The 23,082-nt window shown below is 63.8% G+C and carries 19 protein-coding genes; 4 read left to right on the top strand and 15 right to left on the bottom strand.

The window, feature by feature from the left end; translation table 11 throughout:
* Positions 1-199 precede the first annotated feature (199 nt).
* On the top strand, positions 200-1,495 hold the full coding sequence (locus ACGKZZ_RS12710; RefSeq protein ID WP_411223951.1) for an efflux RND transporter periplasmic adaptor subunit: 1,296 nt from the start codon (positions 200-202) through the stop codon (positions 1,493-1,495).
* Complete coding sequence (locus ACGKZZ_RS12715; protein WP_411223952.1) at positions 1,492-5,238, top strand: efflux RND transporter permease subunit; 3,747 nt, start codon at positions 1,492-1,494, stop codon at positions 5,236-5,238. Before ACGKZZ_RS12710 ends, ACGKZZ_RS12715 begins: the two co-directional genes overlap by 4 nt.
* Positions 5,239-5,299: 61 nt before the next feature.
* Here the strand turns inward: ACGKZZ_RS12715 and ACGKZZ_RS12720 are convergent, their stop codons facing one another.
* Together ACGKZZ_RS12720 and ACGKZZ_RS12725 are read right to left on the bottom strand one after the other, a co-directional pair.
* A complete protein-coding gene (locus ACGKZZ_RS12720) occupies positions 5,300-7,114 on the bottom strand; it encodes an ABCB family ABC transporter ATP-binding protein/permease (RefSeq protein WP_411223953.1) in 1,815 nt (604 codons plus the stop codon).
* A 150-nt stretch (positions 7,115-7,264) separates the two neighbouring features.
* Positions 7,265-8,815, bottom strand: coding sequence for a helicase HerA-like domain-containing protein (locus ACGKZZ_RS12725; RefSeq protein WP_411223954.1), 1,551 nt, complete (start codon positions 8,813-8,815; stop codon positions 7,265-7,267).
* A gap of 479 nt (positions 8,816-9,294) precedes the next feature.
* Here ACGKZZ_RS12725 and ACGKZZ_RS12730 point away from each other — a divergent pair, with 479 nt between their 5' ends.
* On the top strand, positions 9,295-9,993 hold the full coding sequence (locus tag ACGKZZ_RS12730; RefSeq protein ID WP_411223955.1) for an invasion associated locus B family protein: 699 nt from the start codon (positions 9,295-9,297) through the stop codon (positions 9,991-9,993).
* 34 nt (positions 9,994-10,027) lie between these two features.
* Here the strand turns inward: ACGKZZ_RS12730 and lpxB are convergent, their stop codons facing one another.
* The 13 genes from lpxB to pyrH form a co-directional block, all read right to left on the bottom strand.
* Positions 10,028-11,188 (bottom strand): lipid-A-disaccharide synthase, encoded by a 1,161-nt coding sequence (gene lpxB / locus ACGKZZ_RS12735; RefSeq protein ID WP_411223956.1) that lies wholly within the window; start codon positions 11,186-11,188, stop codon positions 10,028-10,030.
* The gene (locus ACGKZZ_RS12740; RefSeq protein WP_411223957.1) at positions 11,188-11,976 is read right to left on the bottom strand and encodes an LpxI family protein; all 789 of its coding nucleotides are present in this window, start codon (positions 11,974-11,976) and stop codon (positions 11,188-11,190) included. The genes lpxB and ACGKZZ_RS12740 overlap by 1 nt, the downstream gene beginning before the upstream one ends.
* A gap of 4 nt (positions 11,977-11,980) precedes the next feature.
* Positions 11,981-12,766: an acyl-ACP--UDP-N-acetylglucosamine O-acyltransferase gene (lpxA, locus tag ACGKZZ_RS12745; RefSeq protein WP_411223958.1), complete on the bottom strand. Its 786-nt coding sequence runs from the start codon at positions 12,764-12,766 to the stop codon at positions 11,981-11,983.
* A complete protein-coding gene (gene fabZ, locus ACGKZZ_RS12750) occupies positions 12,763-13,224 on the bottom strand; it encodes a 3-hydroxyacyl-ACP dehydratase FabZ (RefSeq protein WP_411223959.1) in 462 nt (153 codons plus the stop codon). The genes lpxA and fabZ overlap by 4 nt, the downstream gene beginning before the upstream one ends.
* Before the next feature lie 62 nt (positions 13,225-13,286).
* Positions 13,287-13,823 carry an OmpH family outer membrane protein gene (locus ACGKZZ_RS12755; RefSeq protein ID WP_411223960.1) on the bottom strand — a complete coding sequence of 179 codons (537 nt, stop codon included), beginning with the start codon at positions 13,821-13,823 and terminating at the stop codon, positions 13,287-13,289.
* Positions 13,824-13,871: 48 nt separating this feature from the next.
* Positions 13,872-16,214 (bottom strand): outer membrane protein assembly factor BamA, encoded by a 2,343-nt coding sequence (gene bamA / locus ACGKZZ_RS12760; RefSeq protein ID WP_411223961.1) that lies wholly within the window; start codon positions 16,212-16,214, stop codon positions 13,872-13,874.
* Between the two features lie 83 nt (positions 16,215-16,297).
* Positions 16,298-16,456 carry a hypothetical protein gene (locus ACGKZZ_RS12765; RefSeq protein ID WP_411223962.1) on the bottom strand — a complete coding sequence of 53 codons (159 nt, stop codon included), beginning with the start codon at positions 16,454-16,456 and terminating at the stop codon, positions 16,298-16,300.
* Positions 16,457-16,565: 109 nt separating this feature from the next.
* On the bottom strand, positions 16,566-17,906 hold the full coding sequence (gene rseP / locus ACGKZZ_RS12770) for an RIP metalloprotease RseP (RefSeq protein ID WP_411223963.1): 1,341 nt from the start codon (positions 17,904-17,906) through the stop codon (positions 16,566-16,568).
* A 3-nt stretch (positions 17,907-17,909) separates the two neighbouring features.
* Positions 17,910-19,082, bottom strand: coding sequence for a 1-deoxy-D-xylulose-5-phosphate reductoisomerase (gene dxr / locus ACGKZZ_RS12775; RefSeq protein WP_411223964.1), 1,173 nt, complete (start codon positions 19,080-19,082; stop codon positions 17,910-17,912).
* Complete coding sequence (locus ACGKZZ_RS12780) at positions 19,079-19,867, bottom strand: phosphatidate cytidylyltransferase (RefSeq protein WP_411223965.1); 789 nt, start codon at positions 19,865-19,867, stop codon at positions 19,079-19,081. Before ACGKZZ_RS12780 ends, dxr begins: the two co-directional genes overlap by 4 nt.
* Positions 19,864-20,595 (bottom strand): polyprenyl diphosphate synthase, encoded by a 732-nt coding sequence (uppS, locus tag ACGKZZ_RS12785; RefSeq protein WP_411223966.1) that lies wholly within the window; start codon positions 20,593-20,595, stop codon positions 19,864-19,866. Before uppS ends, ACGKZZ_RS12780 begins: the two co-directional genes overlap by 4 nt.
* A 26-nt stretch (positions 20,596-20,621) precedes the next feature.
* Positions 20,622-21,185 (bottom strand): ribosome recycling factor, encoded by a 564-nt coding sequence (frr, locus tag ACGKZZ_RS12790; RefSeq protein ID WP_411223967.1) that lies wholly within the window; start codon positions 21,183-21,185, stop codon positions 20,622-20,624.
* 96 nt (positions 21,186-21,281) lie between these two features.
* Positions 21,282-22,046, bottom strand: a complete 765-nt coding sequence (gene pyrH, locus ACGKZZ_RS12795; protein WP_411223968.1) for a UMP kinase — start codon at positions 22,044-22,046, stop codon at positions 21,282-21,284.
* Positions 22,047-22,179: 133 nt separating this feature from the next.
* Between pyrH and miaA the strand changes: the two genes are divergently transcribed.
* A complete protein-coding gene (miaA, locus tag ACGKZZ_RS12800) occupies positions 22,180-23,076 on the top strand; it encodes a tRNA (adenosine(37)-N6)-dimethylallyltransferase MiaA (protein ID WP_411223969.1) in 897 nt (298 codons plus the stop codon).
* The last annotated feature ends 6 nt before the right edge of the window (positions 23,077-23,082 follow it).

Below are 23,082 nucleotides of genomic sequence, written 5' to 3' on the forward strand. Positions count from 1 at the left end.
GTGCGTTGCGTTGAGCGCTTCGCGCGCAGAACCGCCCGGTTTTGTGGCGCTTGTTGTGAAAAAACCGCGCCAATGTTAATCTGATGTCATTGGTTTAGCGTATCTCTATTGTCTGCCGTCAAGATGAAATATGGGGATTTGACCCTCGCTCAGTGCGGTGCGGCGAATTGATTTTTAGGCAGAAAACAAGGTTTTCCTGATGCGTATCGTTCCCCTCGTAACGGCAGCTCTGGTTGCGGCCTTCCTGTTTGCGATCGTGATCGAGCGCGAGCGGTTGTTTGCGCTGGTCAGCGATCTGAGCCCGCGCGAGGCCGCGACCGTTGAGCCAGAGACCGAACCGGAGGATGCAGATGCGCATGACCCCGACACCATCGCCGAGGGTGTGATCCGGGTGATGGCGACACGCTCGCTCGCGCAGGAGATCGAAACCCAGGTGCGCTTGCGCGGCCAGACGCAGGCGGCGCGGCAAGTGTCGGTGATGTCGGAGGCCAGCGGCAAGGTCATCTCGGAGCCGTTGCGCAAGGGCGCGTTTGTTGATCGCAACGAGGTGATGTGCGAGCTGGACCCCGGCACCAGCGCCGCGTCGCTGGCCGAGGCCGAGGCGCGGCTTGCCGAAGCGACGGCGCGGCAGCCCGAGGTCGAGGCGCGCATTCCAGAGGCGCAGGCGCGGCTGGTGGAGGCGCAGGCGCGGTTGCAGGAAGCCGAGATCAATTCGATAGCCGCCCAACGGCTGAGTGAAGGCGGGTTCGCGAGCCAAATCCGCGTCGCCAATACCGAGGCGGCGATGCAAACTGCGCAGTCCGCGATCCAGAGCGCACAGGCCGGGATCAAGGCGGCGGAGGCCGGGCTTGACGGGTTGCAGGCCAACATCGAGAGCGCCGCCGCCGCGGTGGCGCGGGCAGAGACCGAGATCGGTAAGCTCAGGATCAGCGCGCCCTTCGCGGGCGTGCTGGAATCCGATACCGCCGAGATCGGCAGCCTGCTGCAACCGGGCGCGCTCTGTGCGACGATCATCCAGCTTGATCCGATCAAGGTGGTGGGGTTCGTGCCCGAAGCACAGGTGAACCGCGTCCGGGTCGGTGCCCCGGCGGGCGCAATGCTGAATGACGGCACCGAGCTGCGCGGCGAAGTGACGTTCCTGTCGCGCGCCGCCGATCCGACGACGCGCACCTTTCGGGTGGAACTTGCGGTGCCGAACCCCGATCTCGCCATTCGCGACGGCCAGACAGCCGAGATTTCGATCGACTCCGAGGGGGTCGAGGCGCATTTGCTGGCGTCCTCGACACTGACGCTGAATGACGAGGGGACGCTGGGTGTGCGCACGATCGACGGTGACGCGCAGGCGCGGTTCATGCCGGTCACGGTGCTGCGCGATGCACCCGAAGGTGTGTATCTGGCGGGTCTGCCCGATCAGGTGGACGTGATCACCGTGGGGCAGGAGTTCGTCACCGACGGCGTGCCGGTCGCACCCAGTTTTCAAGAGGTCATCCAATGACCGGCATTGTCGATTGGGCCGCCGGGCGCGCGCGCATGGTGCTGGCCTTCATCGCGCTGTCGCTGATCATCGGCACCGGTGCCTATCTCAACCTGCCCAAGGAAGGCGAGCCGGATATCGAGATTCCGGCGCTGTTCGTCTCGACCGTCTTTCCGGGCATTTCCGCCGCCGACAGCGAAACGCTGCTGGTCAAGCCGATGGAAACCGAGCTGTCCGATCTCGACGGGTTGAAAACCCTGTCGGGCACTGCTGCCGAGGGCTATGCGGGCGTGGCGCTGGAGTTCGAGTTCGGCTGGGACAAGACGCGCATCATGGCCGATGTGCGCGACGCGATGAGCAAGGCGCAATCGAAGTTTCCCGCCGGGGCCGAGCAATATACGATCACCGAGATCAACTTTTCCGAATTTCCCATTCTCATCGTCAACCTAACCGGCCCCGTGCCCGAGCGCACGATGGCGCGGGTGGCCAAGGATTTGCAGGACCGGCTGGAGGCGCTGGACTCGGTTCTCGAGGCCGGCATCGCGGGCAACCGCGACGAGATGCTGGAGGTGGTGATCGACCCGCTCAAGCTTGAAAGTTACAACGTCACCGCCGGCGAATTGATCGGCGTGGTGCAGAACAACAACCAGTTGATCGCGGCGGGCGACATCAGCACCGAACAGGGCAGTTTCGCGGTCAAGATCCCGTCCAGCTTTGACGATCAGCGCGATGTCTATGACCTGCCGGTCAAGGTGAACGGCGACCGCGTGGTCACGCTGGGCGATCTGGCGACGATCAACCTGACATTCGAAGACCGCGAGGGCACCGCGCGGTTCAACGGGGAAAAGACGCTGGCCTTGCAGGTGGTCAAGCGCAAGGGCTTCAACCTGATCGACACCGCCGATGCGGTCAAGGCCGAGGTGGCCGCTGCCGAGGCCGGGTGGCCGGCCGAATTGCAGGCCGCCGTCACCGTTGGCAGCTCCAACGACCAGTCGCGCATCGTCGACAGCATGGTGCGCCAGCTTGAAGGATCTGTGCTGACGGCGGTGGCGCTGGTGATGATCGTGGTGCTTGCCGCCCTCGGCCTGCGCGCCGCGCTGCTGGTGGGCTTCGCGATCCCGACCTCGTTCCTGCTGTGCTTCCTGTTGCTGACGATCATGGGGGTGAGCATTTCCAACATCGTCATGTTCGGCCTGATCCTTGCCGTCGGGATGCTGGTGGACGGGGCCATCGTCGTGGTCGAGAACGCCGACAAGCGCATTCAGGCCGGCACAGGCCCGATGCACGCCTATGTCGAGGCTGCCAAACGCATGTTCTGGCCGGTGGTCAGCTCCACCGGAACCACGCTTTGCGCATTTCTGCCGATGCTTTTCTGGCCGGGGATACCGGGCGAGTTCATGGGGCTGTTGCCGGTCACGATTATCTTCGTGCTGTCGGCCTCTTTGGTGGTGGCGCTGGTTTATCTGCCGGTGATGGGCGGCGTCACGGGTCGGTTCAGCCGCGTGCTGGAGCAGGCATCGGCACGCTTGCGCGACGCCCTGCCCTGGATGGTGCGGCTGGCGCTTGTTCCGGTGGTTCTGGGACTGTTGCTCTTGGGCGCGCTGATGCTGCTTGATCCCGGCTTTCTGTTCGCGCCGATTGCCAGCGGGCCGCTGGCCCATGCGCCGGGAATTGCGCTTTTCCTGATCGGGTCGGTGCTGGCGTCCATCGTGCTCGACGCCGCGTCATTCAAATGGCGCAAGCGCAGGATCGAGCAGCGGCGACGCACGCTATTTGGCCATTTCATCAAGCTGATCACCAGCAATCCGATCATGCCGGTGATCGCGGCAGCAGGCGTTCTGGCCTTTGTCGTCAGCGTGTTCCTGTATTACGGCGAGAACAACCGCGGCGTTGAATTCTTTGTCGAATCCGAACCGGAACAGGCCATCGTCTATGTCCGCGCGCGGGGCAATCTCAGCCTTGAGGAAAAGGACGCGCTGGTCAAACGGGCCGAGCGCATCGTGCTGGCCCATCCCGGCGTGCAGAACGCCTTTTCCTTTGCCGGGCGCGGCGGTCTGAACACCGATGCCAGCGGCGCGCAAACGCCCAAAGACACGATCGGGCAGGTCCAGCTTGAGACGATCCCGTGGGAGGACCGCGCTGACCAACCGGAGCTTGACGGCGATCTAGTGCTGGATGAATTGACGGCGCAGCTTGAACGCATCCCCGGCGTGCAGATCGAGATCCTGTCGCAGAACCGTGGCCCGGCCAGCGGCAAGCCGGTGCATCTGCGACTCAAGGCAGACGACTGGGACGCACTGATGGCCGCGACCGAAACGGCGCGGGCAAGGTTTGACGCGACGCCGGGGCTGACCCTGATCGAAGACACCCGGCCCCTGCCCGGCATCGACTGGCAGATCGACGTCGATGTCGAAAAGGCCGGGCGCTACGGGGCGGATGTGGCGACCGTGGGCGCGATGGTGCAACTGGTGACGCGCGGGCTGATGCTCGACACGATGCGGGTGGACAGTTCGGACGAGGAAATCGAGATCCGCGTGCGCCTGCCCGAGGAGGACCGCGTCCTCTCGACGCTCGACACCCTGCGCGTGCGCACGGCGGACGGGCTGGTGCCGTTGTCCAATTTCATCACCCGCAAGCCGGTGGCAAAACTGGCCGAGATCACGCGCGTCGATCAGAAACGGTATTTCGACGTCAAGGCGGATGTGGTGCCGGGGCTGGCGAAAGTCATACTGGACGCGGACGCGCAGGCGGTCACGTTGCAGGCGCGCGACGACGGACCGATCATCGCCGCCAACGGAGCGCGCTACGCGGTCTTTGGTGCGGGTGACGCGGGCGCGGTTCAAAACGCGCTCGCCACCGGCGCGAAGATCATCCCCGTCAACCCGAACGAGCGGATCGCGGAATTGACGGCTTGGCTTGAGACCGACCCGCTGCCCGGTATCGACTGGGAATGGACCGGCGATCAGGAAGAACAGGCCGAGAGCCAGGCGTTTCTCGGCAAGGCGTTCGGCGCGGCGCTGGGGCTGATGTTCATCATCCTGCTGGCGCAGTTCAACAGCTTTTACAACGCGGTTCTGGTGCTGCTGGCGGTGGTGTTGTCAACGACCGGCGTGCTGATCGGGATGCTGGTGATGGACCAGACCTTTTCCATCATCATGACCGGGACGGGAATCGTGGCGCTGGCCGGAATCGTGGTGAACAACAACATCGTGTTGATCGACACCTATCAGGACTATGCACGCTACATGCCCCGGATCGAGGCCATCGTGCGCACTGCCGAAGACCGCATCCGCCCGGTCCTGCTGACCACGATCACCACGATGGCGGGGCTTGCACCGATGATGTTCGGCCTCAGCCTCGATTTTTTCGGCGGCAGCTATGCGATCGACAGCCCCACGGCGCTCTGGTGGAAGCAACTGGCGACGGCGGTGGTGTTCGGATTGGGCATCGCCACGGTGCTGACGCTGGTGTTCACGCCGTCGATGCTGGCGCTCAGGGTCTGGTTCACGACATATGCGCTCTGGGTCTTTCGCCTGATGGCACGGCTTGGCGGCGGCAAGGCCAGCCGCGCGGGGCGCGACTGGGCGCTGCAACGCGCGGCGCGCAAGGTGAAGGCACCGACGATCCTGTGGGATGACGCCGACAGCAGGGGCGCGGAATACGACGATGGAGACGGCTCCGCGCCGCGGCTGGAAGACCTGCAAACGGTGCTGCGCCGCAGACGCGCCAAGGGCAAGGATGCGCCGGTTCAGGCGGCGGAGTGAGGTGTGGCGGCCCAGAGCCTTCGAAGGCTCGGGGGACGGCGTTTGCAACTGCCCTCCCGCTTCACGCCGCGTCTTCCTCCTGCATCTGGCGTTGCCAGAGCGCGGCGTAGCGGCCGCCGCGTTTCAGGAGTGCGTCATGGGTGCCGTCTTCGGTGACCTGTCCGTCCTCGAGCACCACGATGCGGTCGGCATCGGCGATGGTGGACAGCCGGTGTGCGATGGTGATCACGGTGCGGCCCTCGCCGGCGCGTTTCAATGCGCCCTGAATTGACGCTTCGGTCTCTGAATCGAGCGCCGAGGTGGCCTCGTCGAGAATGAGGATCGGCGGGTTTTTCAGCAGCGTGCGCGCAATGCCGACGCGCTGCTTTTCACCGCCCGAAAGCTTCAGCCCGCGCTCGCCCACCATGGTGTCATAGCCGTCGGGCAGCGACAGGATGAAGTCGTGGATGCGCGCCGAGGTGGCGGCGGCGATGATGTCATCCTCGCTCGCGCCGTCGCGGCCATAGGCGATGTTGTAGCGGATGGAATCGTTGAACAGCACGGTGTCTTGCGGCACCACGCCGATGGCGTCGTGCAGGCTGTCCTGCGTGACATCGCGCACGTCTTGCCCGTCAATCGTCACCGCGCCGCCATTCACATCGTAAAACCGGAACAGCAAGCGCCCGATGGTCGATTTGCCCGACCCGGACGGCCCCACCAGCGCCACGTTCTGCCCCGGATCGACCCGCAGCGTCACGCCCTTGAGGATCGGGCGAGCGGGGTCATAGCCGAATTGCACATCCTCAAACCGCACCGCGCCGCGCGTGACGTTGAGGTCGGGCGCGCCGGGCTTGTCGGAGACCTCTTGCGGCTGGCCCAGCAGATCGAACATTTCGCCCATGTCGACAAGGCTCTGGCGGATCTCGCGATAGACGGTGCCGAGGAAGTTGAGCGGCATGGTGATCTGGATCATGTAGGCGTTGACCATGACGAAATCGCCAACGGTGAGCGTGCCGTTCTGCACCCCTAGGGCGGCCATCACCATGACGGTGATCAATCCCGCCGTGATGATGAGGCTCTGGCCGAAATTGAGCATGGCGAGCGAGGTGGCTGTCTTGATCGCGGCGCCTTCATAGGCTTCCATCGAGCGGTCATAGCGCGCGGTTTCGCGCGCCTCGGCGCCGAAATACTTGACGGTTTCGAAGTTCAGCAGGCTGTCGACCGCCTTTTGACTGGCATCGGTGTCCTGCCGGTTCATCTCGCGGCGCAGGCGGACGCGCCATTCGGTGACCTTGAAGGTGAAGGCGACATAGACCGCGATGGTGATCAGCACGACGATCATGTAATAGACGTCAAGCAGGAACAGCAGAAACACCGCCACCAGCGCCAATTCGAGGATTAGCGGACCGACGCTGAACAACAGGAACCGCAACAGGAAATCCACGCCCTTGACGCCGCGTTCGATGATCCGGCTGAGGCCGCCGGTCTTGCGGGTGATGTGATAGCGCATCGACAGGCGGTGGATGTGGCCGAAGGTTTCGATCGCCAGGCTGCGCAGGGCGCGCTGGCCGACGCGGGCGAACACGCCGTCGCGCAATTGCTGGAAGCCGACATTCATCAGCCGCGCCAGACCATAGGCCAGCGTCAGCCCGACCCCGCCCAGCATCAGGTCCGGCACCTCGCCGCTGAGCGCATCGACGGCGCGGCCGAACAGCAGCGGTGCCATGACGTTGACGAGCTTGGCCAGCACCAGACAGACCAGCGCGATCACGACGCGGCGCTTGACCCACGGTTTGTCGGCGGGCCAGAGATAGGGCCCCACCTTGCGGATGGTGCGCAGGCCGGAGCGCCGTTCCTGGGCTGCGATCTGGGCGTCGGTTGTGGTGTCGGCGGGCATGGGCTGGCTTTCTGTCGGTGACGCTGTGACTTAGCCCAGCGACGTCGCGGTGGCCAGCCGATTGCAGGGGGCGCTGCCCCCGTCGCGCTGTGCGCGACTCCCCCGAGGTATTTTGAAACCGGAGATGTTCAAGGATGGCCGCCGGGGTGGTCAGCGGCCCTTGAAGAAGCCGCCGAGAATGCCGCGCACGATGCGGCGTCCGGTTGTGCCTTTGAGCTCTTTCATCACCACGCCGGCCATCGCTTCACCGAAACTTTCCTGTTTTTTGGCGCGGCGGTGCGGTTGTGCAGTCGAGCGTCCGACGCGGCTGGCCGAATAGCGCCGGCCTGCATTGTATTCACGCATCGCGCCGTCAAGATCGGCGGCATTGCGTTCTGCCGCCTCTGCGGCGGCGGCGGCGTCCTGTGCGCGTTTGGCGAGGATTTCGAAGGCCGATTGGCGGTCGAGCGTCTGCGTGTAGGTGTCTGCGAGATCGCTGGCAGCAATGATGCCGCCGCGCTCTGCCGGGGTGATTGGGCCCAATTGCGACGAGGGCGGGCGGATCAATGTGCGTTGGACAATGCCGGGGATGCCCTTGCGTTCGAGCATCGAGGTCACGGCCTCGCCGACGCCAACCTCGCGAATCGCTTCCTCGGTGTCGAATTCGGGGTTTTCGCGGTAGGTCTCCGCCGCCATGCGCAGCGCCTTGCGGTCGCGCGCGGTGAAGGCGCGCAGCGCGTGTTGTACGCGATTGCCAAGCTGGCCGAGGATGTCTTGCGGGATGTCATCGGGGTTCTGGGTGATGAAATAGACCCCGACCCCCTTGGAGCGGATCAGCCGCGCCACCTGTTCGACCTTGTCGACCAGCGCCTTGGGGGCGTCATCGAACAGCAGATGCGCCTCGTCAAAGAAGAACACCAGCCTGGGTTTGTCGGGATCGCCAACCTCGGGCAGTTCCTCGAACAGCTCGGACAGGAGCCAGAGCAGGAAGGTTGCGTAAAGGCGCGGTGCGCCCATCAGCGTGTCGGCGGCGAGGATGTTGATCTGCCCGCGGCCCTGAGGATCGGTGCGCATCAGATCGGCGAGATCGAGAGCGGGTTCACCGAAGAACTCCGTCGCGCCCTGATTTTCCAGCACCAGCAAGCGGCGCTGGATCGCGCCCACGGAGGCCACCGAGATATTGCCATAGCGCAGCGACACGTCCTTGCGGTTCTCGCCGAGCCAGACCAGCATGGATTGCAGATCCTTGAGATCAAGGAGCGGCAGACCCTCTTCGTCAGCGACGCGGAAGGCGATGTTGAGGATGCCCTCCTGCGCTTCGGAGAGTTCCAGCAGGCGGGCAATCAGCAGCGGGCCCATCTCGGCCACGGTGGTGCGGACCGGGTGGCCCTGCTTGCCGAAAAGATCCCAGAAGGTGACGGGGAACGCGTCATAGCTGTAGTCGTCAAAGCCGATGGTTCCGGCGCGGGTTGTGAAGGCCTCGTGCAGTTTGAAATCCGCGCTGCCCGGTTTGGCCAGCCCCGAGAGGTCACCCTTGATGTCGGCCATGAAGACCGGGACGCCTTGTGCCGAAAACCCCTCCGCGAGGATTTGCAGCGTGACCGTCTTGCCGGTCCCGGTTGCGCCCGCGATCAGGCCGTGGCGGTTGGCGTAGTCCAGCCGCAGCCATTGTTTGACACCGTAGCCTGTACCGCCGCCGCCGACAAAGACACCGTCTTCCATGCGCACCCCATTCCCTGTTCAGTCTTCAGGCACTCAACATACAAATTTAACCTTTTGCCACCAGTATGTTTCTGGCCGGGGCCGTTCTGTTCCTCTGATGGCCCCGGCGTTCCTCCTTGTTGGACTTGGCCGCGCTGAAAGGCGCGGCCCTTTTTTGGGTGTTGATTTTAGAATGATTTCAGGTTGGAAATTGGCTGTTGACGGGTCCGATTTCATTTCGTAGCGTCACCGCAATAATAGTCGGCCGGTCCGACAGGGAGAAAACGGGGAAGATGCGGAAACGTGTCTTCCCTTTCTTTTTCAGCAACTTCGCGCAACCTCCTTAGACGTCGATTTAACCTGTGATCTTGATTGGCGCGTCCCGCTCAACGCAAGATCCCGCGCATCGCGCGATCAACTTTTTGCGTTTTGGCCTGACACTGTCAAAGACCCGTGCTACGCCATTGCGAAACGTGACCCGATGTTTCGGAGAGGACTTTATGACCAACCCCCTGTTTCTTTTGACCACAGTTGCGAGCCTCACCCTGGCGGGCGTCGTCGCAGCGCAGGACAGCACGGCGACGGACGACACCGCGACGCCGCAAACCACCGAAGAGAGCGCGACACCGGACGCGCCTGCGGCGGACGCACCTGCTGGCGAGGACGCCGCGACGAGCGCCGATCTGTCGGTGCTCGACACCGGCGAGGCGGTGTCGGACGGCGCGCCGAACGCGCAGGAGGAAGATACCTATGTCAAAGCCACGCATGGCGATTGGGCGGTGCAATGTCTGCGGGTCGAGGAAGGCCCGGAGCCCTGCCAGATGTACCAGCTGCTCAAGGACGAGAACGGCGGCAGCGTGGCCGAAGTCAGCATCTTCCGTCTGGTCAATGGCGGCAAGGTTGCGGCGGGGGGCACGTTTGTGGTGCCATTGGAAACCCTGCTGACCGAGAAGCTGAACGTGCGCGTCGATTCCGGTCAGGCCAAGCGCTATGATTATTCGTTCTGCACCACTGTCGGCTGCTATTCGCGCGTCGGCTTTACCGCCGAGGACGTGGCTGCGTTCCGCGGTGGCAAAGAGGCGAAAGTGATGTTGGTGCCTGCGCTTGCGCCCGATCAGCGCGTGACCGTGACGATGTCCTTGTCGGGCTTTACCGCCGCCTATGACGAGATCACGGCGCTGGAGCAGCGCACCCAGTAACGCGGTTGCCGGGCAGAAATCGAAACGGGGTCGGCTATGTCCGGCCCCTTTTTTCGGTCAGCCCGTCCAGTACGGCCAATGCGGCGCGTTCGCCGGGGGGTGGGCCGCCCTGCCCCAGACGCTGCATCGTCAGCGCCATCGCCGCTTTCTGGTCTTGCGGGTGGGCAAGTGCGTCAAGCACCGCCGTGGCGATCGGATCCGGCAGGCAGTTCGCGCCGATGAATTCCGGCACGGTGCGGGTGTCAGAGACCAGATTGACCAGCGTCACCGTGTCCACGCGCAGCATCCGCCCGATCAAGAGCCGCGAGATCCAGTTCATGTCATAGGCGATCACCATCGGCGTGCCGTTGGCCGCCAGTTCGAGCGACACCGTGCCCGACGCCGCAAGCGCCACATCCGCCGCTGCAAATGCGGCGCGTTTGGCGGCCAGTCCGTCTCGGGAGGGCTCGACGATGACCGGTTCTACCGGCCAGCCCTTGATCGCATCGGCCACCATGCCGGCGACGTTGGGCGCGACCGGAAGGACAAAGCAGAGGTCGGGGCGTTTGGCGTGCAATCTGGCGACCACCTGAGCGAAGATCGGCATCAGCCGCGACACCTCGCTGCGCCGCGACCCCGGCAGGATGAGCGCCAGCGGCGCGTCGGTCAGGCTGTGACGGGCGCGAAACTCGGCAACCTCTTGCGCGTTGGCCACCGGATCGGTGACGACCGGATGGCCGACGAAATCACAGCGCATCCCTGCGGATTCCATATAGGGCGGCTCGAACGGGAAAAGCGCCAGCACCTGATCGATATGCGCCGCCATTTTTCTGGCGCGTCCCGGCCGCCATGCCCAGACGGTCGGGGCGACGTAATGCACTGTGCGGATGTCGCCTTGCTCTTTGACCAGACGGGCGACGCGCAGGCCGAATTCGGGCAGATCGATGGTGACCAGAACGTCGGGATTAGCGGCGATCACCGCGTCGGCGGTCTGGCGGATCCGCGCCTTGAGCGCGCGGTATTGCGACAGGATTTCGGTGATCCCCATGATCGAGATCTCGTCCATCGGAAACAGGCTGTGCAGCCCCTGCTCGATCATCCGGTCGCCGCCGATTCCCTGAAACGTCACATCCGGCGCGTGCTGGCGCAGGCCAGCCATCAAGGCCGCGCCCAGCTTGTCCCCGGACGCCTCTCCGGCAATGACGAACACGCGCATCAGACGCCCGCGTCCCGCACCCAGAGGAACAGGCCCAACGCGTCGCAGCGCGCGACCGTCTTGGCGCGCTCCAGAAGCAGCACGCCACCCGATGCGATCACGATCCCGTCCAGCCCCGCGGCGGCGACCCGCTCGGGCGTGTCCGGCCCGATGGCGGGCAGATCGGCGCGGCGGTCCTGTTGCGGTTTGGGCGCCTTGTAGAGAATGCCGCCCTCCCCGTGCGCCAGACGGTCGAGCATCGCATCGGTTCCGGCGGCATCTTCGCGCGCAACCACGCTGGAGCCGCGGATCACGCAGGCCTGTCCGACATCGCGCGCACCCATCTCTGCGACCGTGCGTTGGCCCAGTCGCGCCTCGTCGTCGGTGCCGGACCTTGGGGCTTTCAGCGTGTAGATCCCCGGCTCGGGTATGAGATCGGCCACCAGATCATGCACCGGAGCGATCTTTAGTCCGGCTTCCTCGAACAGCGTCATGACGATGCGCAACGCGCTGTCGTCGCCGGACGTGAGCGCCCGTTGCAGCCGTGGCACCAGAGGCGCGGTCGCGGCGTCGATGAGGGTCGGATCGACCGGCGGGCGGCGAATCGCGCCGCAGAGACAGACCTGCGTGACACCCCGAGCCTTGAGATCGGCGATGAAGGTGCCAAGCTGTTCCAGCCGGAAGGTGACATCGGCAGGCAGGTATTCGGGTTCGAATCCGCGCAACACGCAGACCAGCGGAGGGCGCGATTGTGTGCCTGCCACGATGCGCGGCAAGTGCCCCTGCCCGCAGATCAGCGCGAGGGTCATGACGCTAGCCCGGTGTCAGGAACGACCGGCCGGTGTCGCCCAGAATGAAATCGACGATATGGTGCACGTATTCGCTGTCCGTCTCTTCGCCCAGACGTCTGGCACGATCCTGGAACGCGCCTTCACCTTGCGCCAGCATCTGGAACGCGGCGCGCAGGGCGGTGATGTCGGAGCGATTCACGCCCTTGCGTTTCAGCCCGACAAGGTTCAACCCGTCAAGCCGCCCTCGATCGGCCTGCACGAGGCCGTAGGGAATCACGTCATTCGTCACCATCGTGACCGCGCCGATGATCGCGCCGCGACCGATCCGCACCCATTGATGCACACCCGATAGGCCACCGATGATCACGTCATCCTCGATCACGCAGTGACCGGCCAGGGCGGCGTTGTTCACCACGATCACCCGGTTGCCGACCTGCACGTCATGCGCGATGTGACAGCCAGCCATGAACAGGCCGTCATCGCCCACGCGCGTCAGCCCCCCGCCGCCCTTGGTGCCGGTGTTCATCGTCACATGTTCACGGATGCGGTTGCGCGCGCCGATCTCAAGTCGGGTCTTCTCGCCGCTGAACTTGAGGTCTTGCGGGATCTCTCCGATGACCGCGAAGGGGAAAACCTCGGTGTCCTCGCCGATGGTGGTCTGGCCGGTGACGACGACATGGCTCTTGAGCGTGACGCCGGCGGCCAGTGTGACCTCGGGGCCGACATGGCAAAACGGGCCGACGGTGCAGCCGTCGCCGATCTGCGCGCCCTCTTCGATCACCGCGCTTGGGTGGATCCGCGCTGTCACGCGGGCAGGTCCATCATGGCGGAAAACTCGGCCTCGGCGGCCATTTCGCCGCCGACCGTGGCGACGCCGCCGAATTTCCAGACCTTGCCGCCGGGCTTGCCGCGCAACGTGGTCAGGCGCATTTCCAGCGTGTCGCCGGGGATCACCTTGCGGCGGAACTTGCACTTGTCGATGGCCATGAAATAGACCTTCATCTCGCGGTCGGCCATGTCGAGCGTGGTGCCCACCATCACCGCCGCCGTTTGCGCCATCGCCTCAATGATGGTGACGCCCGGCATGATCGGCATACCGGGAAAATGGCCCTGGAAATGCGGTTCGTTCATGGTGACGTTCTTGATGCCAAGCGCCGAGGACGTGCCGTCGATCTGATCCACACGGTCCACCAGAAGGAACGGATAGCGGTGTGGCAGAATACGCTGGATCAAGTGGATGTCGGCGCGAAGAAGCGTGTCGCTCATGGGGCGTCCTTTTAGAATTTATGCGCTCGTGAGTAGCAATCCCGCGCAATCGGGGCAAGGGATCAGGGCGCTTTGGGCAGGATATCGGCGCCTTCGCCAAGGTCTTCGTTCACCCGTGACACCGCCTTGTCGGTGATGTCGACCGCATCGACACTCAGCAGGACCGCCCGCCGGTCGAGCACCGCGACAGCGCCGCTTTCAACGAGCAGTTCCAACAGCACCGGTTGCGCCGCCGTCAGCAAGGCACGGCGCGCCTCTTCGGTGCGTTGGCCCAAGGCCCGCGCCTTTTCGTCCTGCTCGCGGCGCAATTGCTGAACCTTTTCGTCGAATGCATTGGCCCGCGCGCGGAATTCAACCGGCGACAGGGTGTCGCGCAGTTCGGTGAGGTCACGTTCCTCGGCCAGAAGTTCGGCCTCGATGCGGCGGTTCTCGGCGGCGATCTCGGCGCTTTCCTGCTCGATTTCGCGGGCGATGCGCAGTCCGAACTTGCTCTCGGCGTAAAGCCTGTCCGGTGCGACTGTCAGGATCACGCTTTGCACTACGCCGACATTCGAGAGGCCGCCGTCCTGTTGCGCCAGAACCGGCGGTGCAACGCTCAAAAGCGCTCCGAAGAGCGCTTTTGGCAGGTGTCGGAAAAGGGTGCGCATCTAGAACTGGGTCGAAATGGTCAGATCGAAATTCTGTTCCTCATCGAACGTTTCCTTGCTGACCGCTTCGCTGAAGTTGAACCGCAAGGGGCCAAGGGGCGTGGTCCAGAAGACGGAAATACCGACCGACTGGCGCGCGGTGAAATCTTCGTAAAGCACGTTGTCGTTGGTGTCTTCCAGGCCCCAAAGGCTGCCGATGTCGTAAAACACGCCACCCGAGATGCCGTATTCCTCGGGCAGAGGCAGCGGGAATTCCGCCTCGAACCGGGCCACTGCGAAGTAATTGCCGCCAAGCGCGTCGTTCACGTCGCCGGGGCCAACCTCGCGCGGTCCAATGCCGCCGCCTTCAAAGCCGCGCATCCGGCTTGAGCCGAGCGCAAACCGGTCGGTGACGCGCGAGGCGCCTTCCGAATAGCTGAGGGCGCCGGCCTCGAACGTGGCGCGCAAGGTGACTTCGTCGCTCATCACCTTGGTCTGGGCGATGGTGCGCAAGGTCGATTCGATATAGGTGTTGTCGCCACCAATTCCGCCGAAATCCTGACCGAATTCAAACAGCACACCGGCGTTGGGATTCAGCCCGGCGCGGCGCGTGTCATAGCTGTAGCGGTAGCCGACAAAGCTGTCCCACACCTCGCCCTTCGCGGCTTCGGCGCGAATGATCTCACCAACGTCGGTTGCCAGATCGGTGATCTCGGAATAGCGCGCGCCGTAGCGCAGGCTGAGGCGACCGTTCTCGGAGACAGGGAAGGTGAAGCCGGTCGAGAAATTACCGATGGTGGTATCGAATTCGGCGTCGGAATTGTCTGTCTCAAGGTAATTGAGGTTGAAATTCCACGCCAGATCGCGGCCCAGGAAGGCCGGTTCGGTAAAGCTGAACGTGTAGTTCGACGTATCGACACCGGTTGTCACGCCTAGCCCGAGCTGTTGGCCACGGCCCAGGAAGTTGCGTTCGCGGAAGGTGATCGCAGCGCCGAAGCCGCTGCCCGTCGAATAGGAGCCACCAAAGCTGAGGGAGCCTGTCGGCTGTTCCTCGACATCGACGTCGATGATGACCTGTTGCGGGGTCGATCCCTCGCGCGCTTCGACCTGCGCGTCGCCGAAGAAGCCAAGCGCGCGGACACGTTCGGCGCTTTCGCGGATTTCGCGCGGATTGAACGGGTCGCCTTCCACCAGGCGGAACTGGCGGCGCACGACGCGGTCGAGCGTGGTGGTGTTGCCTTCGATGTCGATGCGTTCGACGAACACACGTTCGCCGCGCGTCAGCAGGAATTCGACATCCAGCGTTAGATCGCGGTCGTTGCGCGTGACGCGCGGTTCGACGCGCACGAAGTTCAGCCCCTCGCGGATCGCCAGACGTTCCAGACGGACGATCTCGTTCTCGACGGCCGTGGGCGAGTAGACCCGGCCCGAGCGCAGACGGAGCGCGTTCTGGAACACATCCGCGTCAACTTCGGGAAGATCGGACGATGCTGTGACCTGACCGAATTTGAACTGCTGGCCCTCTTCGACGTTGAAGGTGATGAAATAGCCGTCGCGTTCCTGGCTCAGCTCGGCATTGACGCCGGTGGTGCGAAAATCGACATAGCCGCGCGACTGGTAGAAATCGCGCAACACCTGGCGGTCAAATTCGATGCGATCCTCGATGAATGTGTCGCTTTGCACCAATGCGCGGAAGAGGCCGGCCTGCTTGGTTTCCAGAACGCGGCGCAAGCGGCGGTCGCTGAATTTCCGGTTGCCGGCAAAGCCGATGCGCTCGACCTCGGAGACGCCACCCTCGAACACTTCGAACACCAGATCGACGCGGTTGTCGGAGCGGCGGATCACCTTGGGCTGCACCCGCGCGGCGATACGGCCTTGCTGCGAATAGGCTTCGGTGATGCGCGCGGCGTCGGCCTCGGCGGTGGACGGGCTGAACACGCGACGCGGTTCGGATTGCACGATGCTGGCAAGCATGTCGTCGTCGATGCGTGCGTTGCCCTCGTAGGTGATGCGGTTGACGGTGGGGTATTCGACAACGCGCACGACAAGCGTGTTGCCGCGCGGTTCGATCTCGACGGTTTCGAACAGGCCGGAGGCGAGAACCCGCTGATAGCCGTCGTTCAACTCGGCGGCGGAGACCGTTTCACCGCGCGCGACACCGATGTAATTGGCGATTGTGCCCGCCTCGATCCGCTGGTTGCCCTCGATCGTGATGGCGTTGAACCGGAAGTCCTGAGCCAGCGCCATGTCGGGCGCGGCAAGATATCCTACGGAAAGGGCAACCGACGCTGCGGTCAGAAGTGGGCGAAGGGAAGACTTGCGCACTGCTTGCCGCGCCACCTGCCCGCCTGTTTTATGTGTCATTGTTGGCAACCTACTCGGACATTCTTTTCAGAAGTGAGTACCGAGATTGCCGTGACTTGTCAAAAGCGCAAAGCCCTTTGCGGTCAGTGAATCGAGGGTTGTGACATAAGCTCAATCATCACGGTGCCAAAGAACGACCCCAGAAACAGCGCGCAGACGATTGCAAGGCAGTAATATAGCCGGTCCCAATTGACGGACAACAGCACGCTGAAGCCGCGATAGCCTTCCTGAATTGCTTGCATGACACACCTCTTCTGACGGGTCTGTCGCTGGTATCGCCGGAAAATGTGTCAGCATTCTGACGCCGATTGTGACGATTATGCGACATCGGCGCCGCTGCCCTGAACAATCCTAGCAGAACAGATCGTTTGCCAGCGCAAACAGCATCAGGGAAAGCAGAAGCGTCAGACCGATCGCCATCATCACCCGCAGCGCCTTGTCGCTGGGCGGACGGCCCCGCACGGCTTCGTAGGCGTGAAACACAAGGTGACCGCCATCAAGCACCGGAATCGGAAACAGGTTGAGCAGGCCGACGGCGGTGCTGAGCACCGCGATGAACCAGATGAAGCTGGCGGTGCCCTGGGACGCCATCGAGCCCGAGGTTTCCGCAATTCCGATGGGCCCGGAGAGGTTGCAGGTGCTGATCGCGCCGGTGATCATGTGCCACAGGCCCGACAATGACCCTTGGATGATGCGCCCGGTTTGCTGAACGCCGGAGACAAATGCAGCGCCGGGGCCGACGAATTCGGTTGCCGGTTCAAAGAACATGCCGCCGACCACCCCCATCCGGTAGGCCGCCTTGAACGACCCGTCGGGTTGCGGCTCGTCGGTGCGGCGCGGCGTCAGTTGCAGGTCGCGAAATTCGCCATCGCGCCAGACTTGCAGATCAATCGTCGCCCCCTCGGACCCCTCGACCGCATTGCGCAACTGTTCGAAGGCGAAAATGTCCTGTCCGTTGACTGCCGTGACGATATCTCCGGGGCGGAAGCCTGCATCATCGGCGGCAGAGCGCGGGATGATCTGGGTGGCGACGGGGGGATAGACATATGGCCCGCTGACAACTTGCTCGGTGCCGTTGCGGCGGATGGTATAATCCAGATTGGCCTGCATCGGCAGCGCATCCATCAGCGCCTCGAATTGGTCGCCGTCGTCAAACGCGGGCAGATCAATCCCTTGAATCTGCACCAGTTCATCACCGACTTGCAGTTCGTTCTGCGACGGGACGGCGCGCAATTCGCCCACTTTGACCGGATCGGTCACATCGCCCCGCAGCATAAAAACGCCGGTGAAGATGAGGATCGACAGCGCGAAGTTGAATATCGGCCCGGCAGCGACGGTGGCGGCGCGCGCCCAGAGCGGCGCGCCGTTCATGGTGCGGCGACGCTCGGCCTCGGAAAGATCGGACATGGCGTCCTCGTCCTTGCCGCCGGAGGCGTTGCTGTCGCCCCGGAACTTGACGTAGCCGCCCAGCGGAAGCAGCGCGAACTGCCATTTGGTGCCGCGTTTGTCGATACGGGAATAGAGCACCGGGCCAAACCCCAGCGAGAACACATCCGCGTCAATGCCCGACCAACGGCCGACGATGTAATGGCCGTATTCGTGAATCGCGACAATGACCGACAGCGCGATCACAAAGGCCAGAACGGTCCAGATCACGCTACCGAATTGCGGCAGCATCGCTGCAATATCCAAGGCTCAACCCCTTTTTTGGTGTATGATTTCTTCGGCCCGTACCCGAGCGAGATGGTCTGCTTGCATCACGTTATCAAGGGTGATGGCGGCATCAATGTGGCCTGGTTGGGCCGAAACGCGGGTCAGCACCTCTTCCACGACCTCTGCGATTTGCAGGAAACCGATGTCGCGGGCCAGAAATCCGTCAAGCGCGCGTTCCTTCGCGGCGTTGAACACGGCCCCCGCCAGACCACCCGCCGCCATGACCTCGCGCGCCAGGCGCAGCGCGGGCCAGCGGGTCTCACAGGCGGGGCGGAAGGTGAGTTGGCCCAGAGCGACCAGGTCGAGCCGTTCGACCGGAAGCGCGCGGCGGTCGGGGTAGTGCAGCGCAAAGCCGATGGCGTGGCGCATATCGGGCGGTCCGACATGCGCCATCAGCGCCCCGTCGCGAAAACCCACAAGGGCGTGGATCATCGATTCCGGGTGTACCACGGCCTCGATCTTGTCAGCTGACAATCCGAAAAACTCTTTTGTTTCAATCAACTCCAAAGCCTTGTTAAACATGGATGCGCTGTCTATCGTGATCCGTTGTCCCATGTCCCAATTGGGGTGCGTCGCGGCCTGTTCCGGCGTTGCGTTGGCAAGTTCGGCCAGCGGCCAGTCGCGGAACGCGCCGCCGGAGGCGGTGATGATCACTCTTTCCACGGCACTTAAATCTTCGCCTATAAGTGCCTGAAAAACAGCGGAATGTTCACTATCGACCGGCAGGATCGTCGCCCCGTGTGCGCGCGCGGCGGCAAGCATCAGGGGGCCGGCGCAGACCATGCTTTCCTTGTTGGCCAGCGCCAGCGTTGCGCCCTGCCCGAGCGCGCTGAGGCCGGGAGCGAGCCCGGCTGATCCGACGATCGACGACATGACCCAATCGGCCGGGCGCGCGGCGGCGTCGCTCAAGGCCTCCGGTCCCGCTGCGGCCTTTATGCCGGTACCGGCAAGCGCTGCCTTCAGGTCGGGGTATCGCGCCGGATCGGCGGTGACGGCGATGTCAGCGCGAAAGCGGATCGCGTCGCGGGCCAGCTGGTCGATATTCTGCCCACCGGTCAGGGCGACCACCTTGTAGGCGTCGGCGTCACGCCCGATCAGGTCGAGCGTGTTCTGCCCGATCGAGCCGGTGGCTCCCAGAATGGTGATACGCTTCATGGTGTGCCCGGAGGAAACCCGATGAGCTGACCGGCGATCACGATGAAGATCGCGGCACCCAGCATCCCGTCGAACCGGTCGAGCAACCCGCCGTGACCCGGAATGAGGTTGGAACTGTCCTTGACGCCGACCTGCCGCTTGATGGCGCTTTCGGCGATGTCACCGATCTGGCTGGCCATGCTGACGGCGATACTGACGCCGATAAGGCCGGCGCCGGCCTCTGTGACGCCCGCGAACAGAATCGCGACAATCGCCGCGCCGACCCACCCCGCGCTGGTTCCGGACCATGTTTTCTTGGGGCTGACGCGTGGCCAGAGTTTCGGCCCGCCGATCAGGCGTCCGGCGAAATAGCCCGCGATATCGGTCACGACGACAACCAGGAGCAACCAGACCATCCATGTCAGGCCAAAGTCATCGCGCAGCGCCATCAACCCATATCCCGCAAGCAGAATGAGTGCGGTAAAGACGGCAAAGGTCACGCCGCCCCGCGTCATTGCGCCGAGCCCGGCCATCGAGGGCAGCATCAGCAGCGGCAGTGCAAAGGCGCCCGGAAGCTCGATCGAGACCATTGCGATCACCCCGGAAAGCAGCCCCAGCCAGATCGGCGAGCGGTTGCGGTCGGCATCGAGCATGACGGCAAGTTCCCAGACCATCATTCCGACGATGATCGCGATCATGGCGTGGAACCACAGCCCGCCCAGCCAGACGCCGAGCGCGCCGATCCCGACCATCGCCACCGCCGAGATCAGGCGCGGCGCGAGATCATCCCAACGCCCGCCGCTCATGCGGGCACCGCGCCGTATCTGCGCTCGCGCGTGCCGTATTGGCCCACCACGGTGCGAAATTCCTCGGCCGAGAAATCGGGCCAGAGCGTGTCGATGAATTCGTATTCGGAATAGGCCGACTGCCAGAGCAGGAAGTTGGAGATGCGCGCCTCTCCACTGGTGCGGATCACAAGGTCAGGATCAGGTAAAACGCAGGTGTCCAGGTACTTTGGGAGCGTTTCTTCATCCACTTTCTCAGGATCGAGCCGCCCGGTCGCCACGTCGCGTGCAAGCCGCTTGGTGGCACGCGCGACCTCGTCGCGGCCGCCGTAATTGATGGCGATCGTCAGGTTGACGGTCTTGCAATCAAGCGTCAGCGCCTCGAGTTCGTCCATCATCGACACCAGCTTGGTGTCGAGCCGCAGGCGGTCACCGATGAAGCGCACGCAGACATCATTCGCCTTGAGCGCCTTGGCTTCGCGGGTGATGTAGCGGCGAAAGAGGTTCATCAGACCCGCCACTTCGGACTGCGTGCGTTTCCAGTTCTCGGTCGAAAAGGCAAAGACGGTCAGGTAATCGACACCCATATCAGGGCACGCCTCGACGATCTCGCGGACCCGGCGGGCGCCGGCCTGATGGCCGAACAGGCGGGGGCGTCCACGCTGGGTCGCCCAGCGCCCGTTGCCGTCCATGATGATTGCCACGTGGCGTGGACCGTCACCACCTTGCTTTGGCTGAGGCTTTGCCATTGTGAGATGTCCTTCCCGCGCGATCCTCAGACCTGCATGATCTCTTCCTGTTTGGTCTCAAGGAACGCATCGACCCGCTTGATATATTCGTCGGTCAGTTCCTGAACCTCGGTTTCCCAGAATTTCTGATCGTCCTCGGACATGCCGTCATTCTTGGCCTTCTTGATCTGGTCCATCCCGTCGCGGCGGATGTTGCGGACCGACACGCGGGCGTGCTCGGCGTATTGACCGGCGACCTTGGTCAGTTCGCGGCGGCGTTCCTCGTTGAGTTCGGGGATCGGCAGCATGATGATGGTGCCGTTGAGCTGCGGGTTGATGCCCAGGCCGCTTTCGCGGATGGCCTTTTCGACCTTGCCGACAAGCCCCTTGTCCCAGACATTGATCGTGACCATGCGCGGCTCGGGCACGTTGACGGTGCCGACCTGGTTGATCGGGGTCATGCTGCCATAGGCATCGACCATCACCGGCTCCAACATCGAGGCGCTGGCCCGTCCGGTCCGAAGCGACGCGAATTCGGTGCGCAGGTTCGTCATCGCGCCATCCATGCGGCGTTTCAGATCGTCGGTGTCGAGAAGAAAATCGTCTGCCATGTGGCCCTCAAGATCGGTTTTTTGCTTTGTATTCTGTTCTAGGCGACGTGTGCGCGAAAGTATAGCGCCTAACGCGGCGCGCGCTATGGGCTGTGTTCAGACCGCCTCGCCGTGCAATGGAACGAGTGGGCCGCCGTGCACGATGGTGTAGGTTCCCTGCCCCGAAAGGATACCGCGGAAGCCGCCCGGTTCATCCAGCGAGAACACGATGATCGGCAGGCTGTTGTCGCGCGCCAATGCAATGGCCGAGGCATCCATCACCCCAAGGTGCTTTTGCAAAACCTCGTCATAGGTCACGCGGTCGTAGCGTTTGGCGTTGGCGTGCTTGACGGGATCCCTGTCGTAGACGCCATCGACCTTGGTGCCTTTGAAGATCGCCTCGCAGGCCATTTCATTGGCGCGCAGCGTGGCGGCGGTGTCGGTGGTGAAATACGGGTTGCCGGTTCCGGCGGCAAAGATGCAGACGCGCTTTTTCTCAAGGTGGCGCACGGCGCGGCGGCGGATGTAGGGCTCGGCCACCTCGTCCATGCGAATGGCGCTGATGACGCGGGTAAAGACGCCGAGGCCCTCGAGCGCTGATTGCACCGCCAGCGCGTTCATCACGGTGGCGAGCATCCCCATGTAGTCGGCGGTGGTGCGTTCCATGCCCTGCGCCGACCCGGCCAGCCCGCGAAAGATGTTGCCGCCGCCGATCACCATGCAGATCTCGACGCCCATGTCGTGCACCGATTTCACTTCGCGCGCGATGCGTTCGACAGTGGGCGGGTGCAGGCCGTATCCCTGGTCGCCCATCAAAGCCTCGCCCGATATCTTGAGCATGACACGTTTGTATTTCGGATCGAGAGTGTCGGTGACTGGCATGTTGCGCTCCGTTGGGTGGGCGGTCTAAAATCCTGTGCAAAATGTCGCAAATCCGGCATAGGAGCAAGGTCAACTCGTGCGGCGCGGTGAAATGGGCTGTGCCGGGCGGACGGCCACAGGGGTAACAGCACGCATGAGCGCTATGTCAGAGCTGATCGAGAGCCTTGATCCGGCGCGTCCGGTGCTCATCGCGGGACCGACGGCCAGTGGCAAATCCGAACTGGCGCTGCGGATTGCGGAGACGCAAGGCGGGGTGATCGTCAACGCCGACGCGATTCAGGTTTACGAGAACTGGCGCGTTCTGACGGCGCGCCCGTCGCCCGAGGACGAGGCGCGCGCCGAACATGCGCTTTATGGGCATGTCGCGGGTCATGTGCCCTATTCCGTGGGCGACTGGCTGCGCGATCTGGAACCGTGGCTGGCGGGGGCGGCACGGCCGATCATCGTGGGCGGCACAGGTCTGTATTTCACCGCGCTGACGACCGGGTTGGCACAGATCCCCGAGACACCGCCGCATGTGCGCACCGACGCGATGGCGCGGATCGCGCGCCATGGGCACGAGGCGTTGATCGACGCGTTGGATGCCGGGACACGGGCGCGGATCGATCTTGCGAACCCGATGCGTGTGCAGCGCGCCTGGGAGGTTCTGGCCGCGACCGGCACCGGATTGGCGGAGTGGCAAGATGCGACGCCGCCGCCGCGGCTGTCGCGCGCCGAGGCACATGCGTTGGTCATCGACGCACCCAAGGACTGGCTCACGCCAAGGATCGAGGCGCGGTTCGCGCGGATGATGCAGGGCGGCGCGATGGAGGAAGCGCGCGCGAACAGGGCAGCGTGGTCACCCGACCTTCCCTCCTCCAAGGCCATCGGCGCGGCAGAGTTGATGGCCGTGCTGGACGGCGACATGACGCCGGAGGAAGCCGCCACGCGCGCCGCCATCCTGACGCGGCAGTTCGCCAAGCGCCAGCGCACCTGGTTTCGCGCGCGGATGGGCGATTGGCAAAGCGTGTCCGCGCAGAGCCTGATCTGATCAGGC

Source organism: Marivita sp. S2033 (assembly GCF_046592965.1).
Classification (GTDB): Bacteria; Pseudomonadota; Alphaproteobacteria; order Rhodobacterales; family Rhodobacteraceae; genus Marivita.